At 68.4% G+C, this 17607-nt stretch carries 11 protein-coding genes and 1 pseudogene; 3 read left to right on the top strand and 9 right to left on the bottom strand.

The genetic code is table 11. The features are described 5' to 3' along the window. Positions 1-9: 9 nt before the first annotated feature. Entirely contained in the window at positions 10-1182 is a 1173-nt protein-coding gene (locus tag CIK81_RS14445) for a Gfo/Idh/MocA family protein (RefSeq protein WP_114305627.1), read from the bottom strand. A 333-nt stretch (positions 1183-1515) separates the two neighbouring features. Between CIK81_RS14445 and CIK81_RS14440 the strand changes: the two genes are divergently transcribed. Genes CIK81_RS14440 through CIK81_RS14430 form a run of 3 tightly spaced genes read left to right on the top strand, consistent with a single transcriptional unit; the run spans position 1516 to position 5032 of the window. Next, positions 1516-2394, top strand: coding sequence for a sugar ABC transporter permease (locus tag CIK81_RS14440; protein WP_241964196.1), 879 nt, complete (start codon positions 1516-1518; stop codon positions 2392-2394). Beyond that, positions 2391-3371: a carbohydrate ABC transporter permease gene (locus CIK81_RS14435; RefSeq protein WP_096165972.1), complete on the top strand. Its 981-nt coding sequence runs from the start codon at positions 2391-2393 to the stop codon at positions 3369-3371. The genes CIK81_RS14440 and CIK81_RS14435 overlap by 4 nt, the downstream gene beginning before the upstream one ends. Before the next feature lie 26 nt (positions 3372-3397). Further along, positions 3398-5032 carry an extracellular solute-binding protein gene (locus CIK81_RS14430; RefSeq protein ID WP_096165971.1) on the top strand — a complete coding sequence of 545 codons (1635 nt, stop codon included), beginning with the start codon at positions 3398-3400 and terminating at the stop codon, positions 5030-5032. A 244-nt stretch (positions 5033-5276) separates the two neighbouring features. Here the strand turns inward: CIK81_RS14430 and CIK81_RS14425 are convergent, their stop codons facing one another. From CIK81_RS14425 to CIK81_RS14385, 8 genes and pseudogenes are all read right to left on the bottom strand, one after another. Further along, on the bottom strand, positions 5277-7193 hold the full coding sequence (locus CIK81_RS14425) for a beta-galactosidase family protein (protein ID WP_114355835.1): 1917 nt from the start codon (positions 7191-7193) through the stop codon (positions 5277-5279). Between the two features lie 661 nt (positions 7194-7854). After that, positions 7855-8721, bottom strand: a pseudogene (locus tag CIK81_RS14415) (integrase core domain-containing protein); the annotation flags it as partial. 35 nt (positions 8722-8756) lie between these two features. Beyond that, on the bottom strand, positions 8757-10106 hold the full coding sequence (locus CIK81_RS14410; protein ID WP_096166685.1) for an IS256 family transposase: 1350 nt from the start codon (positions 10104-10106) through the stop codon (positions 8757-8759). A 391-nt stretch (positions 10107-10497) separates the two neighbouring features. Beyond that, positions 10498-12507 (bottom strand): beta-galactosidase, encoded by a 2010-nt coding sequence (locus tag CIK81_RS14405; RefSeq protein ID WP_114305603.1) that lies wholly within the window; start codon positions 12505-12507, stop codon positions 10498-10500. A 219-nt stretch (positions 12508-12726) separates the two neighbouring features. Further along, positions 12727-14070, bottom strand: a complete 1344-nt coding sequence (locus tag CIK81_RS14400) for a serpin family protein (RefSeq protein ID WP_114355833.1) — start codon at positions 14068-14070, stop codon at positions 12727-12729. Positions 14071-14301: 231 nt separating this feature from the next. Beyond that, positions 14302-15261, bottom strand: coding sequence for a carbohydrate ABC transporter permease (locus tag CIK81_RS14395; RefSeq protein WP_158542055.1), 960 nt, complete (start codon positions 15259-15261; stop codon positions 14302-14304). Then, positions 15258-16142: a carbohydrate ABC transporter permease gene (locus tag CIK81_RS14390; protein WP_096166901.1), complete on the bottom strand. Its 885-nt coding sequence runs from the start codon at positions 16140-16142 to the stop codon at positions 15258-15260. The genes CIK81_RS14395 and CIK81_RS14390 overlap by 4 nt, the downstream gene beginning before the upstream one ends. After that, entirely contained in the window at positions 16139-17473 is a 1335-nt protein-coding gene (locus CIK81_RS14385) for an ABC transporter substrate-binding protein (protein ID WP_096196361.1), read from the bottom strand. Before CIK81_RS14385 ends, CIK81_RS14390 begins: the two co-directional genes overlap by 4 nt. Positions 17474-17607 lie beyond the last annotated feature (134 nt).

Below are 17607 nucleotides of genomic sequence, written 5' to 3'. Positions count from 1 at the left end.
ACGGCCGCGTCAGGCCTGGCCGTTGTCGAAGTACTCGCGCACGTCGGCCGGGACCGGGGGGATGTCGTAGGGGATGCCGCCGTGGCGGATCGACTCGGCCCCGTAGACGCCGGTCGCGACGGCCTCGCGGGCCGCGATGATCGAGACGTCGGTGCTCCCGCCCTCGCGCGCGAAGCGCAGGAACTCCGCGACCAGGCTGGGATCGGCGCCGCCGTGGCCACCACTGGCCCGGGCGATCACCTCGACCGCGTCCGGACGGCCGGGGCCGGAGCGTCGGGACTCCCAGATGTGGATCTGCTCGCCGCTGCCGTCGCCCATGTTCTCGATCCGGCCCGCGTCCCCGATCACGGTGTAGTTGCGCCAGTAGTCGGGCGTGAAGTGGCACTGCTCGTAGGAGGCCAGCACCCCGTTGTCCAGCGTCATGTTCAGCATCGAGATGTCCTCGACGTCGATCACGGGGTTAAGCTCCTTCTGCTCCGTCGGGGGCCAGATGTCCGCGTCGTACCAGTCGCCCATCAGACGATCCGAGTTGTCGCGGCGGTCGGTGACGTCTCCGTAGACGGCGAGATCGCCGATGCCGGAGACACGGCGGGTGTAGCCCCCGGCCAGCCAGTGGATGACGTCGATGTCGTGGGCGCCCTTCTGCAGCAGCAGGGAGGTGGCCTTCGCGCGCTCGGCGTGCCAGTCCTTGAAGTAGAAATCGCCGCCGGTGCCCACGAAGTGGCGGCACCAGATGGCCCGCACGCGGCCGATGCGCCCGGAGTCGACGATCGCCTTCATCTGCCGGATCACCGGCATGTGGCGCATGTTGTGGCCGACGAACAGGCGGGTGCGCTTCTCCTTCGCGAGCGCGAGCATCGCATCGGTGTCCTCGACCCGGATCGCCATCGGCTTCTCCGAGAAGGTGGGGATCCCGGCACCGAGGGTCTTCAGCGCCACCTCGGCGTGCGCGTAGTCCGGGGCCAGGATCATCACCGCGTCGACCTGGTGCTCGGCCAGCAGCTGGTCCACGTCGTCGACCGTGGCGACCTCGTCGCCGAACAGCTCACGCGCCTTGTCCTTGCCCCGGGAGGTCGGCTCGGCCACGACCGTGACCCGGGACCCCTCCCCGGGCAGGTGGGCATGCCGCGCGAGGCCGCCACGGGCGCCGAAACCGATCACGCCGATCTTGAGGTCAGTCATGGAGGGAACCGCTTTCAAAGAGATGCACAGTGGGCAGGCCCCATCATCCTCGTGACGAGGGATCGTGGAGCTGGGTACGGACACACCGTGCTGAACTGATTTACAAAGGTAGTGAAAGCATTTACTCTCGATCTCACCCTGTCAAGGCACTGAGGCCTGCGGGGTGAGCGGCCCCGCTCCGGGGTCATGACCGAGAGGACCGATCTCGTGACCACGTCGACCGCGCAGACGCCCGCGCCGCCCCCGCAGGCGGTGACGACCAGCCGCGCCGCGCCGACCGCGCCCCGGAGGCCCCGAGCCTCCTTCCGCAGCCGGCTGCAGAAGGACTGGCAGATGCTCGTGCTGATGATCCCGGGGGCGCTCTGCCTGCTGCTGTTCTTCTACGTCCCCATCCTCGGCAACGTCATCGCCTTCCAGGACTACTACCCCTTCATCACCATCCCGGAGGCCGAGTGGGTCGGGATGTGGAACTTCATCGACCTGTTCAACGACGAGCAGTTCCTGGTGGCACTGCGCAACACCCTCGTGCTGGCGGCGGTGCAGCTGGCCCTGTTCTTCCCGGTGCCGATCGTCCTCGCGCTGATCGTCGACTCGATGATGACCCCCCGATTCCGCAAGGCCTTCCAGTCGATCGTGTACCTGCCGCACTTCCTGTCGTGGGTGCTGGTGATCGCACTGTTCCAGCAGATGCTGGGCGGGGCCGGATTCATCAACCAGTTCCTCGCCTCGCACGGCATGGACACGATCCCGTTCATGACCAACCCCAGCACCTTCCCGCTGCTGGTGACCCTGCAGGTGATCTGGAAGGACGCCGGGTGGGGGATGATCATCTTCCTCGCCGCCCTCGCCTCCATCCCGTCCTCGCTGTACGAATCGGCCGCGACGGACGGCGCCGGCCGCCTGCACCGCATCTGGCACATCACGCTGCCGGGCATGCGCCCGGTGATCGTGCTGCTGCTGATCCTGCAGCTGGGCTCGATCCTCACCGTCGGCTTCGAGCAGTTCATCCTGCAGCGCGACGCCGTCGGCCCCGAGGCCGCCGAAGTGCTGGACACCTACAGCTACTACGCCGGCGTGATCGACGGCAGCTGGTCGATGGGCGCGGCCGCCGGCCTGGCCAAGGGAGTCGTGGGCACGATCCTCATCCTCGCCTCCAACAAGGTCGCCCACCTGCTGGGCGAGGACGGCATCTACCGAGGGAGCAGCAAATGAGCGCACCGACCACCGATCGCACAGCCCCCGCCTCCCGCTCCGGCCTGCCCGACGAGCGCGGGTTCCACCAGCGCCTGTGGGACCTGCTCGGCGGTCGCTCCGAGCGGCCCGCGTGGATGGAGAAGCCCTCTCCCGCCCTGTCGGTCCTCAAGACGCTCGTGGTCCTCGCGATCTCGATCTCGATCCTGGTGCCGATGCTCGTGGTGGTCTCCACCTCGCTCGCCTCGGATGCCGAGATCCGCGAGGCCGGCGGCTACGTGCTGTTCCCGACCGAGCCGACGCTCGAGGCGTATCGGACGATCTTCGCCAGCCCGCTCATCTTCCGCTCGCTGGGGGTCAGCGTGCTGGTCACGGTCGCGGGCACGCTCATCGCGCTGTTCGTGACGATCACGATGGCCTACGCCCTCAGCCGTCCGGTCCTGTTCGGCAAGCCGATGCTGCTGGCGATCGTGCTGACCATGTTCTTCTCCCCCGGTCTGATCCCGCTATACCTCATGATCAAGGAGCTGCATCTGCTGGACAGCCTGTGGTCGCTGATCCTGCCCACGGCGTTCGCGGCCTTCAACTTCATCGTGATGCGCTCGTTCTTCATGGCGCTGCCCCAGGAGCTGCTCGAGGCCGCCCGCATAGACGGCGCCAGCGACTTCCGGATCCTCTGGCAGATCGTGATGCCCCTGTCGAAGGCGGTGATCGCCGTGATCGGGCTGTTCTACGCCGTGGCGTACTGGAACGCCTTCTTCAACGCGATGCTCTACATCAATGATCAGGAGCTGTGGCCGATCCAGCTGATCCTGCGCAGCTACGTCATCCAGGGCACGTCGATGACCGCGGACCAGCTCGGCGTGCAGCAGACCGCCGCCCCGCAGTCGATCAAGATGGCCGTCGTGGTCGTCGCGCTGGTCCCGATCCTCCTGGTCTACCCCTTCCTCCAGAAGTACTTCTCCAAGGGCGTCATCACCGGCGCCGTCAAGGGCTGAGCACCCGCCCTCGAGAAAGGCATCCCATGCGCCCCGAACCCCGACGTCGCCACGTCCTCGCCGCTGCCGGAGCCCTCGCGCTCGGAGCCGGCGCCGCGGCGTGCGGCCCCCGTCCCCAGCCGGAGATCCCCGACGTCCCGGACGTCACCCTGCCGACCTATCAACCGCTGGAGGGGCTCACCCCGGACCTGCCCGGCAATGCCGAGGGCCTCCACGACGTGTACCTGACGGTCCCCGATCAGCTGATCACGACCACGTCGAACGCCCCCATCGCCTCGGGCACCATCACCGGGCTGACCCAGACCTTCCAGACCCCGCCCCCTCCGATGAATCGCAACCCCTACTGGAAGCGCCTGAACTCGGCGATGGGCGGGATCTTCGATCTCGACGTGGTGGTGGACGACTACCCCTCGAAGTTCGCCACCACCCTGGCCTCGGGCAATCTGCCGGACCTCATGTGGGTGCCGCCGAACCAGGGCATCCCCAACATCGGACCGATGCTGGAGGCCGCCTTCACCGATCTCACCGACTACCTCGCGGGCGACGCGGTGCTCGAATACCCCAACCTCGCCGCTCTGCGCGAGGACTCCTGGCGCACCGCCGTGGTCAACGGACGGATCTGGGGAGCCCCTATCCCCTCCACCCCGTTCGGCCAGGTCTACATCGGCAACCCGGAGGTGTGGGAGGAGGTGGACGGCTTCAGCGCCGACAGTGCCGCCCAGTTCCTGGAGAAGTGCCAGGAGCTGTCGATCCCCGGCAAGCGCTGGGCGCTCGAACCGTTCCTCCCCAATGCGTTCCACATGATCGGCGAATGGTTCGGGGTCCCCAACGGATACCGGGTCGAGGAGGATCGCAGCCTCACCGCTGCGCAGCAGACCGAGGAGTACCTCGAGGCGCTCGAGTTCGCCCGAGAGCTGTTCGCCGCCGGCGCGTTCTATCCGGACCTGAACCTGGCCGAGGCACCCCAGCTGCTGGCCAACGGGACGCTGGCCGCCTTGGTCTCGGTGGGGCCGCGCGGCGCCTCGGAGCCCCGTCTGAACAACCCCGATCTGCGGGCCGACGTCATGATCCCGTTCCCCGCGGTCGACGGGCGCATCCCCACCTACGACATGGGCTACGGCACCGTCGGCTTCACCCCCTTCCGCAAGACCGATGACGAGTCCCGCATCCGGGAGCTGCTCAGCGTGATCAACTATCTCTCCGCACCCTTCGGGACCACCGAGTACATGCAGGTCAACTGGGGCACCGAAGGTGAGGAGTACACGGTCGACGACGGCAACTACCTGTTCACCGACGAAGGGGCCCAGAACGTTCCCGGCCTGCAGAGCGCCCTGCAGATCATGGCTGCGGGCGAGGGCGTCGTGTACAACCCGATCCCCGACGACTCCCGCTACATCTACGAGATCGAGCAGGAGCTGCTGCCCCTCGCGCAGAAGAGTCCGATCAAGGGCCTGTACTCCCCCACCAACTCCCGCCTGGGCACCAAGATCAAGACCCGGCTGGACGAGGCCCGTGACGAGGTGATCCAGGGTCGCGCGTCGATGGACCACTTCACGGCCGCGCTCCGCGAGTGGGAGGAGAAGGGCGGCAAGCAGATCCTCGAGGAGTTCGCGGAGCTCCTGCCCGACGACGTCCCGGTCACGCCCTCGAACCGCACCTGACACGGGCGGGCGCCTGGACACGGCTGTCGACCACCCGACGGGGGCGGGCGCCGCGACACGGCCGTCGACCACCCGACGGGGGCGGGCGCCTGGACACGGCCGTCGATCGCCCGACGGTGCAGCCGTCGCCACGAGGACGGGCCGGGAGCCGTCGGCCGAGTCGACTCGTCTCGGCCGACGGCCATGGCGTCGACCGCCTGCACTCAGCCGTCGGCTCGTCGGTCAGCCGGCCAGCCGGCCAGCCTCAGCCGTCGGTGCGTCCGAAGACGTGCTCCTCGGCGAGCGCCAGGCGCGTCGGCCGCTTCTCCAGGTCCAGCAGCAGCACCTCGTTGCGTCCGGCGCGCACCAGCGGCGCCGGGACGTAGAGCGTCTGCTGCGGGCCGATGTTCCAGTAGCGGCCCACGCAGAAGCCGTTGACGTAGGCGACGCCGTGGCCCGCACCGGAGACGTCGAGGAAGGTGTCCACCGGCCCGTCGGCCTCGAAGGAGGAGCCGGCCAGCACGGGCAGAGCGTCATCGAGCACGGTGGAGGTGCCGGACTCGGCGGCGTCGTCCGCTGCGTCGGCCGCGTGCTCGTCGACGGCGGGGCCCTGCGCGAGCAGCTCCGCGAGCTCGTCACCCATGTCCTCGAGCGGCCAGGCGTCGGCCTCCCAGTCGTTGAGGAAGCGGATCGTCTGCCAGACGCCGCCGAGGATGCCCTTGCGTTCGCCCAGTCGCGGGCCGAAGTTCACGCGGCCGAGGTTCTCGACCAGGATCTCGACACGCACGGTGCGGCGGCCACCCTCAGGCAGTAGCCGGTCCGCGAATCCGCTCAGCTCGATGGTGGCGGGGTCGGTCTCGCGCTGCTCGTTCCCGACCACGCCGGTAGCGCCGACGTACAGCCCGTCGACATACACCCAGGCGCGATCGTGGAGGTCATAGAGCTTCAGCGGTGAGATCTCGGTGCGGCCGTCGCGCTCACCCGCGGCGATCTCGAGGTCGCGGCTCAGGCGCAGCAGACCGCGCTCCAGCCCCATGTCCTCGAACGAGGGCGGCGTGGGATGCACCTCGACGCTGCGCACGAAGCGTTCGGTGTCGCGCAGGGGGACGGTCTTCTCGATCGGCAGCTCTGCGGCGGGCAGACGGGCCGGGACGGCGTCGAGCCCGAGCCGGGCGAGGTGATCCTCGAGAGCGGGCAGCTCGACGTGCTGGGCGATCACTGCACGGAAGGCGCGGAACTTCTCGGTGAGCTCGCCGTTCTCCGCGATCGGGGCGTCGTAGTCGTAGCTCGTGGTGGTGGGCTGCAGAGCCCCGTCGTGGTTCGCACCGGCGCGCAGCCCGAAATTGGTGCCACCGTGGGCCATGTAGAAGTTCACGCTCATGCCGTGGCCGAGCATGTCCGCGAGCTCGCCGGCGGCGTCGTCCCCGGTGCGGGCATGGTGCTCCTCGCCCCAGTGGTCGAACCAGCCGTTCCAGAACTCCATGCACATCTGGGGCTGCGCGGGCAGCTCCTCCTGCGCCATCGCGAGCACCTCGAGGGCGCGCGAGCCGAAGTTGACCGTGCCGAGGGCGCCGTCCACGGTGCCGCCGGTCAGCCACATGCGCGCCGGCCCGTCGGACGTCACCAGCAGCTCCTCGATGCCGCGGGCGATCAGGCCGTCGCGCAGGTGCGCGAGATAGGCCGTGTCGTCGCCGAAGCTCCCGTACTCGTTCTCGACCTGCACCATCACCACGTTGCCGCCGCGGCCCGCCTGGCGCTCGGCGATCACGGGGATCAGCTGGTCGAACCAGGCGTCCACAAGCTGCAGGTACGGTGCGTTGCGGTTGCGCAGTCGCATGTTGCGGTCGGCGAGGATCCAGCCCGGGAATCCGCCGTTCTCCCACTCGGCGCAGATGTACGGGCCGGGCCGCACGATCGCGTCCAGGCCCTCCTCCCCCGCGATGTCCAGGAAGCGGCCCAGATCCGCGATGCCCGCGAAGTCGACTACGTCCGGTGCGGGCTGATGGACGTTCCAGGCCACATAGGTCTCCACCGTGTTGCAGCCCATCGCCACCAGGCGCCGCAGGCGGTCGCGCCACTGGTCGGGGTGCACGCGGAAGTAGTGGATCGCCCCGGAGATCACGAGATGGGGCGTCCCGGCACGGAGGAACCCGTCGGGCGTCGGCTGCAGCAGGGCGGTCATCGGTGGTCGTCCTCTCGGTGAAACGTCTTACGTCCAGTGTCGCAGGCCCGGCAGCGGGGTGCTGCCCTCTTCTCGCCCCGCCTCCCCTCTCGCCCCGTCACCCCGTCACCCCGTCACCCCGTCACCCCGTCACCCCGTCACCCCGTCACCCCGTCACCCCGTCACCCCGTCACCCCGTCACCGAGGGTGGCAGAGTTTTGTGGCCGCACGACCGATGTGCGCGACGACATCGTGTGATGTCTCAGGACTTCGGTGACAGTTCTGTATCAGGACATCGGTGACAGTTGATGTCTCAGGACATCGGTGACGGTTCGGGGTTCTTCGGTGGCCGGCCTCGGCGTTTGCCGCTCCGTTGACCCGTGTGCTTGGAGGCGTATCGGATGCCGAGCGGGGGCCAAGCGTGCTCGGCCAGGATCTCGCCGTGAAGGTCGACGAACGTGACGCTGGCCTGTTCGACGAGGACGTGCACTTCCTGCTGGGCATGAGGGTAGGAGACCTGGAACGCGACGCCGTGGAGGGTGATCGTGCCGTTGTTGTTCACCACCCGTGTTCGTTCACCGGTCTGGATGACCCGCTCCCGGGGGAGCTTCCGGGAACGCTTCTTGCTGTCCCCGACGGACTCGATGATCAGGCTGGGCTCCACGACAGGCCGGGGAGACGGTGCCGGCTCAGTCGCGTCCCAGGCTTGGCGTGGTGTGATCCGTCCGGGAAGTCCCTGGTGAGGGCGTTGCTCGTTATAGATGACGTCGAACTCGTCGACCTGTGCTTGGAGCTCTTCGATGCTTCCCGCGATGGGCTGCTTGTCCAGCCAGCGGAACAAGGTCTGGTGGAATCGTTCGTTCTTGCCCTGCGTGGTCGGCTTGTAGGGCTTCCCGGTGATCGCCTCGACTCCCAGCGCGGTCACGTGGATGACGAGCTGGCCCTTCATCCCACGGCGCGTGGGGTTCAGCGCGGCTCCGTTGTCGGTGAGCAGACGCTGTGGAGTTCCGCAACGCGCGGTGCCCTTGTTGAACACCGCGATCGCTGCTTCAGCGGTCTCGCTGCCCGCCACGTGAGAGGCGACCGCGAGGCGCGAATGATCGTCCTGGAGCTGGAAGATCACGCAGGTCCGGCCGTTGGTGAGGACGTACTGGGTCGCATCCAGCTGCCAGCACGCGTTCGGTGCCGGATAGACGAACCGCCGCCAGGACGCGCGAGGCCGCTTCCTCGGCTCCAGTCGAGCCACGCCTCGTTCGCGGAAGATCCGTGCCAGGGCCGCGATCGATGGCGCTTCAAGTCCCATCGCTTTCATCCGGTCGTGGACGCTGATCGGACCGTGATCCAGCCCAGACGCTTCGAGTGCGGCGCGGACCTGAACAGCCTGGTCCTTGACCTCTTCATCGAGCTGGCCCGGGGAGGTATGTGGTCGTTTGGTGCGGGGCTCGAGCACGGCCGCGGGCCCATCGACGCGGGCGCGAGCACGGAGGACGTAGAACGTCTTGCGCGAGATGCCGTGCTCGACGCAGAACGTGCTCACCGACCCACGCGGCGGGGCCTGTCAACTTGTCTGTGTAAGCGGGGTGTTCACAGGTAGGGGGTGATCCGTTCGGGATAGGCCGCTGCGAGCTGCGCGAGGGCTTGTTTCCAGTTGGTGACGACCTGGCCCTCGACGAGTCGGCCCTGGGCCTTCCTTTGGCCGGCGGGCTTGCCACGGTCCTTCTCGCGCTCGGCGGCGCGCTTGTCTTCGATGTTGCAGATCGCCAGCCAGAGCAACTTCACGGCCGCTTCCGTGGTCGGGAAGTGCCCGCGGTTCTTGGTGACCTTCCGCAGCTGGAAGTTCAGCGACTCGATGCTGTTCGTCGTGTAGATGACCTTGCGGAGCATCGGCGGGAACTGCAGGAACGGAATGAACCTCTCCCACGAGGCCGCCCAGGTCGCAGCCGCAGATGGGTACTTCTGCCCCAACTCAGAGGCCTCGAAATCAGCCAGCGCCTTGCGGGCGACGTCCTCGCTCGGGGCCGTGTAGACCGGCTTCAACGCCTTGGCGACCTTCTTGCGGTCCTGGTAGGCCACGAACCGCATCGCGGCCCTGATCAGGTGGACCACGCAGGTTTGGACCATCGATTCCGGCCACGTCGCCTCGATCGCCTCTGGAAGACCCTTGAGGCCGTCGCAGCAGACGATCAGCACGTCCCGAATGCCCCGGTTGGCGAGGTCCGCGCAGACGTGGGCCCAGAACGCCGATCCCTCGGTGTCCTGGACCCAGATTCCCAGCACGTGCTTGATCCCGTCCAGGTCCACACCGACGGCGATATAGGCAGCTCGGTTGATGACCTGGCTGTTCTCTCGGATCTTGATCCGGATCGCGTCGAGATACATCACCGGGTAGAACTCCTCCAGCGGCCGGGACTGCCAGGCCAGGACCTCCTCGGAGACGGCGTCAGTGATGTTGCTGATCGTCTCGTGGGACAGGTCCGTGCCGATTGTGGAGGCCAGATGGTGCTGGATATCGCGGATCGTCATCCCGCCGGCATAGAGGCTGATGATCATGTCATCGAGCCCGCCCAGACGGCGCTGCCCCTTGGGGACCAGGCGCGGGGTGAACGAGCCTCCCCGGTCGCGGGGCACGTCCAGCTCGATCGGCCCGACCTCGGACTCGACCTTCTTTGGCGTCGTGCCGTTACGGGAGTTGGCGTGCTTCGCCGCGTCCTCGGAGCCCTTCTCATAGCCCAGATGGCTGGTCAGCTCGGCCTGCAGACCTCGCTCGAGCGCGGCCTTGACCAGCGCGGGCACGAACCCGCTGTCGCCGGTCAGCTCGACCTTGCCCGCGTCGATCTGCGCGAACAGTGCATCGAGCTGTCCGGAGGCCTTCAACTGCTCGACCAAATCCTGGCCCGACGGCTCACCGCCCGGCTGCTGCTTCTCGTTGGTCATGGTCATGATTCTTACCGTTCCTCTCGGTACGGCTTACACAGACCATCTGACACGCCCACGCGGCGCGTCATCAGGCCACCGCGAGATGGCCAGGCGGACAGTGGGATCGACGGGCTCGTTTCTGCTCACCGCCCATTTTTACCGGCGAAGTGTCACCACCAAGAGCCACGGAAGTGTCACCGATGTCCTGATACAGAACTGTCACCGATGTCCTGCGACATAACAGTCACCACCAAGAGCCACGGAAGTGTCACCGATGTCCTGATACAGAACTGTCACCGATGTCCTGCGACATAACAGCCACAAAACTCTGGTCGTGCGGGCAGCAAAACTCTGGTCGTGCGGGCAGCAAAACTCTGGTCGCCACGGGGGCGGCGCAGCCTGCAGGGCGTCAGCTCTCCTGGACGACCGCCGCGGAGCCGGCGTGGACGGTGAAGGCGCCGTCCGCGTCGGTGCCGCTGAGCAGGTCCCGCCCGCTGACCTGCACGACCTGGTCGCGGTCGGAGTGGTTCAGCACGAACAGGTAGGTCGTGCCGTCCTCGGCGAAGCGACGCACGGCCTCGACATCCCGGTGCAGGCCGGACACCGACGCCTCGACCCCTGCGGCGGCGACGATCTCGCCCACGAGGGTCTCGAGCCCCTCGGCCGACGGGCGGGCGGCGACGTACCACCCGGCGCCCTCCCCGACCTCCTGACGGGTCACCGCAGGCCAGCCGCGCAGCGGCCCGTCGGCCCAGGTGCGCACTGCCTCGGCACCCTCGAGATGCGTCTTCTCGCTCCACAGATCGGCGGCGGTGCCGTCGTCGAGGTGGAGGATCTCGCCCTCCTGCAGCGGGTAGAACTCCTCGGTGCGCACACCGAGCAGGTCGCGGAACGCACCGGGGTAGCCGCCGAGCCGCACGTGGTCGTGCTCGTCGACGATGCCGGAGAAGAAGGTGATGACCACCTGGGTGCCGGACCGTGCAGCGTCGGCGAGGAGGCCGGCATCCTCGTCCGTCACCGAGTACAGGGTGGGCGCGATGACCAGCTCGTAGCCGGTGAGGTCCACGCCCGTGGGCACCATGTCCACGCCCACACCGAGGTCCCACAGCGCGGTGTACCAGCGCAGCAGCTCCTCGGAGTAGCGCAGGTGCTGGGTGGGGTGGGAGTCCAGCTCGGCAGCCCACCACGAGGGATAGTCGACGACGATCGCGACCCGGTTCAGCACCCGGCTTCCGTGCACCGGAGCAAGCGCCTCGAGCGCCCGGCCCAGGCCCACGGTGTTCCGCCAGACGTCCGTGTCCCGGCCGCCGTGGGGCACCATCGCGGAGTGGAACTTCTCGGCCCCGGCTCGGGACTGGCGCCACTGGAAGAACATGACCCCGTCGGCCCCGCGAGCGACATGGGCGAGCGAGTTGCGCAGCATCTCCCCGCGCCCCTTGGCGCGGTTGCGGGGCTGCCAGTTCACGGCGGAGGTGGAGTGCTCCATGAGGATCCACGGGTCCCCGCCGGCCGCTCCGCGGGTGAGATCGGCGGCCATCGCCAGCTCGATCTGACCGCGCTCGTCGGCCGCGATCAGGTAGTGGTCATTGGCGACCAGGTCCACGTCCCCCGCCCAGGAGAAGTAGTCCATCCACTTCGTGGCGCTGGAGAGCATGAAGTTGGTGGTGGCCGGGACCTGCGGGGTCACCTCGCGCAGCACGTCCCGCAGGGCGCGGTAGTGGGTCAGCAGCTCGTCGCTGGAGAAGCGGGCGAAGTCGAACTGCTGGGTGGGGTTGGCGTAGGTGGGGGCGGCGCGCGGCGGCAGGATCTCCTCGAAGGAGTCGTAGCGCTGCGACCAGAACGCCGTGCCCCAGGCCGCGTTGAGGGCGTCGATGGTCTCGTACCGGCGCTCGAGCCAGGCCCGGAAGGCGGTCGCGGCATGATCGGAGTAGTCGTGCGGGACATGGCAGCCCAGCTCGTTGTCGACATGCCACAGCGCGAGGGCCGGATGCTCGCCGTAGCGCTCGGCCATCACACGGGTCATGCGCAGCGCGTATTCGCGCAGCAGCGGTGAGGAGACCGCGTAGGACTGCCGCCCTCCCTGGCCGAGCACGGTGCCGTCCTCGGTGACGGGGAGGATCTCGGGATGGGCGCGGGTGAGCCACGGCGGCGGGGACGCGGTCGCGGTGGCGAGGGCGACCTTGATGCCTGCGTCGGCGAGGTGGTCCATGACCTCGTCGAGCCAGGCGAAGTCGTACTCGCCCTCGCGCGGCTCGAGCGTGGCCCAGGCGAAGATCGCGACGCTGACCAGGTTCACCCCGGCCTCGCGCATGAGCTCGATGTCCTCCAGGCGGACCTCGCGGGGCCACTGCTCCGGGTTGTAGTCACCGCCGTAGATGATCCCGTCGACTCCGAGCGGCCAGGGGCGTGCAGCGGTCATGTCTCCTCCATCGCGAGAACTCTCCGGAACCTGTGCTGACCACGGTAGTCGGCGCCGGCGGTTCCGTGGGAAAGCGCCCATCCCTCGCCCCTGGGCCGACGGCGTGGTCGCGTAGGTTCGCCGCCGGCGCGGTCGCGCGGGTCCGCCGACGGAGCCCGCAGGAGGGGCCCGCCGGCGGTGAGACGGACGGGTGCACCGGGCGGAGTCACGGGCCGCCGATCAGCGCGTCTGCGTCGGGTCCCCGATCCAGCCGGCCACCAGCGGTGCCTGCGTCGTGCGCTCGTAGGCGACGACGAGGAACGGCGAGTCCAGGATCAGCTCGTGCTGGCCCGTCTGTGCCGAGGTGGTGTCGGCGATGACGCCGGTCGCGGCGGCGGCCTCCATCCCGTCCTCGTCGACCGTGATCACGGCCTTCTGCAGGACGTCGGTGATCATCAGCTGCTCCTGCGCGGTGATGCCGGAGAAGTCGGCGGCATCGGTGAACGGATCCTCCATCCCCAGCCCTTGGAGGACGTGCTTCAGCGAGTCGCCCCACTCGATGTCGAAGCCGGGCAGCGTCACCTCGGTGGCGGCGTCAGAGCTCTCGAGCCCGGCGAGCAGTGCCGCGAGACCGGACGCCCCGTCGTCGGCGGCGTCGGCCCAGGCGTCGATCACGCTCGCGAGGTCCTCGACCGGCTGAACCAGTGCGAGCGCGAGATCGTCCCCATAGGTGTCCAGGGACGTCGCGCGGCACAGATCGTCCTCGTACCAGGACGAGGTCCCGCCGGTGAGCATCTCCGCGCTCACCTCCTCCCCCGCGGAGGTGGTGAAGGTGCCGCCAGTGGTGGACAGGGAGTTCGACCAGGCGGCCTTGAGGTGGAGGGCGTTGACCAGCACCATGCGGGTCGCGTCGGAGAGCGCGCTCTCCGGGATGAGCTCCTCGATGAGATCGCCGGTGGCGTCGGAGACCCAGTCGTTGATGCGCTCCCGCCCCTTCTCCCGCTCCTCCTGGTCGGTGAAGTCCACTTCGTACACACCGGTGCCGAGATGGGTCTTGAGGCCGCTCAGGAACTCCTCCTGGACCGAGAGTCCCTCCTGCAGCCACGCACCGTCGACCAGAGAGGCGACCGCCGGTTCGGGGGCCTCCTCGTCGGCCTCTTCGCGCTCATCGTCGCCGACGGCCTCGAGCACGCTCGACAGCGTGTTCGCGGTGGCCGCGAGCTCGTCGATGCTGCCGCCGAGCACCTCCTCCAGCTGCGCACGGGTGTCTCCGGCCGCGCCGAGGCCGGCCATGGTCAGGGCCACCTGCGCCGACAGGGGCGAGCAGATCAGATTGACCTCGGAGCGGCCCAGGGCGCCCAGCAGACGGGAGCTGAAAGGCACCGCGAGCTGCCCGGCGCCGGCTGCCGCGCCCGGATCCGCGCGCTCCCCGTCCGCGAGGAGATCCGGCTGCCCGACCTCCCTGTCCGTGCCGGGGTCGTCGTCGCTGCAGCCCGCGAGCGCGAGCGTCGCCACCGGGGCACCTGCCCCCACCGCGAGCACGGCGCGACGAGGGATGTCGGGGCGGGAGTCGAGTGCGGTCATGGGTCCATCGAACGGGGCCGTCACCGCAGATGCAAGCATCTGCACGCACCGAAGGTCACAGGACGACACCGGCGAGCACGGACCGGAACGACGAATCCCCTGATCCGGGCCGACGAGCGGGACGGATCAGGGGATTCGAGGTCGCACGGCGACGCCTCGCCCGGGGGCGGTGCGTCGGCGCCCGGCGGCGGTGCGTCGGCGCCCGGGGGCGGTGCGTCGGCCGAGGCGCGATCAGCCCTTGACGGAGCCCTCGGTGAGTCCGCCGCGCCAGAAGCGCTGCAGCACCAGGATGAGGATCGCCAGCGGGATCACCGACAGCAGGGCGCCGCCGGTGGTGAGCTGGTAGAACTCCGGCAGCCGGTCGGTCTGGGCCCGCCAGTTGTCCAGGCCCAGGGTGATCGGATACAGCTTCTCGTCGGCCAGCATGACCAGGGGGAGCATGTAGTTGTTCCAGATCGCGACGAACTGGAACAGCAGGATGGTCACGATCGCCGGGGTCAGCTGCGGCAGCGAGAGGCGATGGAACAGCCCCAGCTCGCTGACGCCGTCGAGCCGGCCCGCCTCGAGCATCTCGTCGGGCACGGCGGCTCCGGCGTAGATCGAGGCCAGGAACAGGCCGAAGGGGCTCACCAGCGAGGGGATCAGCACGGCCCAGTAGGTGTTGGTGATCCCGATCGAGGAGAACAGGAAGAACAGCGGCAGGGCCACGGCGGTGCCGGGGACCAGCACGCCGCCCAGCACCAGCCCGTACACGAGCTTCCGGCCCGTGAAGCGGTACTTGGCCAGGGCGTACCCCGCGGCGACCGCGAAGTAGGTGGCCACCACGGAGCCGATACCGGAGTACAGCAGCGAGTTCAGCCCCCAGCGCGGGAAGATCCCGCCGTTGGCGGACAGCACGGCCTTGAGGTTGTCCAACAGCTGGAAGTTCTCGCCGAACCAGAAGCCGTTCGTGCCGAACAGGTCCTCGGTGGACTTGCTGGCGTTGACGACCACCCAGTAGACGGGCACCAGGAAGTAGATCGCGACGATCGCGAGCAGGGCCGTGACGATGATCGTCGTGGTCGGCTTGCGGCCGGCGTCCCGGGTGCCGGCGCGGCCGTCCCCGCGGGGGGCCTTGACCGACTTGCCCGTGGCAGGCGTGCTGCCCGTGCGTCGGTCCGTGGTGGCGGTCTTGTTGTCGAGGGAGCTCATCGGCGCTTCTCCGTCCAGTTGGAGACTCCCAGCGCAACGGCCGAGAGCAGGAAGGCGGCCAGGGCGATGATCACGGACTGCGCCGCCGCCATGCCGATGTCGTTGTACTGGAACGCGAACGCGTAGGCGGACATGTTCGGGGTGTACTCCGACGTGATGCCGGCGCTCATGGTCTGCAGCAGCCGCGGCTCGGCGAACAGCTGCAGGGTGCCGATGATCGAGAAGATCACCGTGAGCATCAGGGCCGGGCGGATCAGCGGCAGCTGGATCGAGGTGGCGACGCGGAACGAGGTCGCGCCGTCGATCTTCGCGGCCTCGTAGAGCTCACCGGGGATCGACTTCAGCTGCGCGATGATGATCAGCATGTTGTAGCCGGTGTAGGTCCAGGTCACGATGTTCGCGATCGACCACAGCACCATGTTCGGGCCCAGGAAGTCGATGTTGATGCCCACCGCTCCGAGCACGTCCACGATCGGGGACAGCCCCGGGATGTACAGGAACGACCACAGGATCGTGGCGATCACGCCGGGGATGCCGTAGGGCAGGAAGTAGGTGGCGCGGAAGAATCCCGGCCACCGTGCGGAGGCGCTCTCGAGCAGCAGCGCCAGGACCGTGGCGGCCACGATCATGACCGTCACCTGCACCACGCCGAACAGGACCATGCGGCCGATGGAGGCCACGAAGTTCGCGTTGGTCAGCGCCGCGACGTAGTTGTCGAACCAGGCGAAGGAGTTCGTCAGCCCGCCCTCGCCGAGCAGGCCGGAGCGCTCGACGGAGGTGAAGCTGTAGCCGATCGCCATGATGATCGGCACGATCATGGTGCCGATGAACAGCACCAGGAAGGGGGCCAGCAGGAGCCAGGGAGCGGTCTTCGATCTCATCGTGCCTCCTCCGCATCCAGTCCCATGTCGCGCATGATCTTGACGATCTCCTTCTGCGAGTTGGCGAACATGTCGACCAGCGGCACCTCGCCGCTGACGGCGTTGGTCATGCCGTCGCCGATGATCGCCTGGGCGCGCTGCATCATCGGCGCCCAGGTCCAGTCGAGGTTCTGCCCCTCGGCCATCGGCACGATGACCTCTTCGTTGTAGTTCTGTCCGGAGAAGAACTCTGAGGGCTGCTGCCGGATCTCGCCGATGTAGTCCTTGGCGGGCGACCAGCCGATGCCGGAGAACTCGATCATGGCGTCGATCCCGGCAGGATCGGTGCACATCCAGGTGAGGAACTCGAGCGCCTCGACCGGGTGCTGGCTGGTGGACAGCACTGCGGCCGACGAGCCGCCGTGGCCGCCGGAGGCGTAGCCGTCGTCCCAGCGCGGCATGGGCGCCACGGCCCATTTGCCGGAGCCGCCGGGGACGGTCTCGTTGAGGGCGTCGGACCATGAGCCGCTGATGGACGCCAGCACGTTGCCGTCGCCGGCCGCCGCGTACCAGGGGGTGGTGTAGGAGCCGTAGCCGGTGCCGATGATCTTGTCGGCCAGGATGCCGTCCCAGAACTCCGCCATCCGCATCGAGGCGTCGTCGGTCATGTCCACGATCCAGCCGTCACCCTCGGGCCGGAACCAGACCGCGCCGGTCTGCATCGCCCAGGCGATCGGGTGGGAGCCGTCGGAGGGGTCGAGGCTGATGAGCTTCTTGCCGGCCTCGGAGACGATGCCCGCGGTCTCGCGGAACTCGTCCCAGGTGGCGGGGGCCTGCAGCCCGAGCTCGTCCTCGAGGACCTCCCGGTTGTAGAACGTGGCCACCGGCCCCGTGTCCTGCGGGACGGCCCAGTAGGAGTCGCCCACCTTGACCTGGGAGATCGCACCCGGGTCGAAGGCGTCCGCCTGCTCGGCGAAGCCGTAGCGGGTGAGGTCCACGAGCGCACCGGCCAGGGCGAACTCGGGCACCTGCCGCAGCTCGACCTGCGCGATGTCGGGACCGCCGCCGGCGGCGACCGCGGAGAGGATCTTGGCGTAGCCGCCGGTGTTGCCACCGGGGATCCAGGTGGCCTCCACCCGGATCCGGTCCTGCGTCTCGTTGAAGACGTCAGCGACCTTCTGAAGGTCCTTCAGCCAGGCCCAGTAGGTGACGGTGACAGGACCGTCGGATGGCGGGATGGTCGCCTCGGCATTGATGTTGCCGGGGTTCGGCGGGGCGCAGGCGGCGAGCGCTGCGGCCATGCCGGCGGCTCCCGTGCCCGCGAGTGCCGCACGCCGTGTGAAGCTGCTCATGAGGGATGGTCTCCTTCCTCCTCGTCGAGGGTGAACGTTCACGATAGCCGGGTTGTCGTCGAAATCGTCACCCATGATCAGGTCGTGACCTACGGGTGCGCCACGTCACAGCTCGCACGCCTGGCAACTTCACG

It is taken from the genome of Brachybacterium sp. JB7 (genome assembly GCF_003335205.1).
GTDB classification, from domain to species: domain Bacteria; phylum Actinomycetota; class Actinomycetes; order Actinomycetales; family Dermabacteraceae; genus Brachybacterium; species Brachybacterium alimentarium.
Note: the sequence above shows the minus strand (reverse complement) of the source record. Positions and strands in the feature narration are given on the sequence as shown.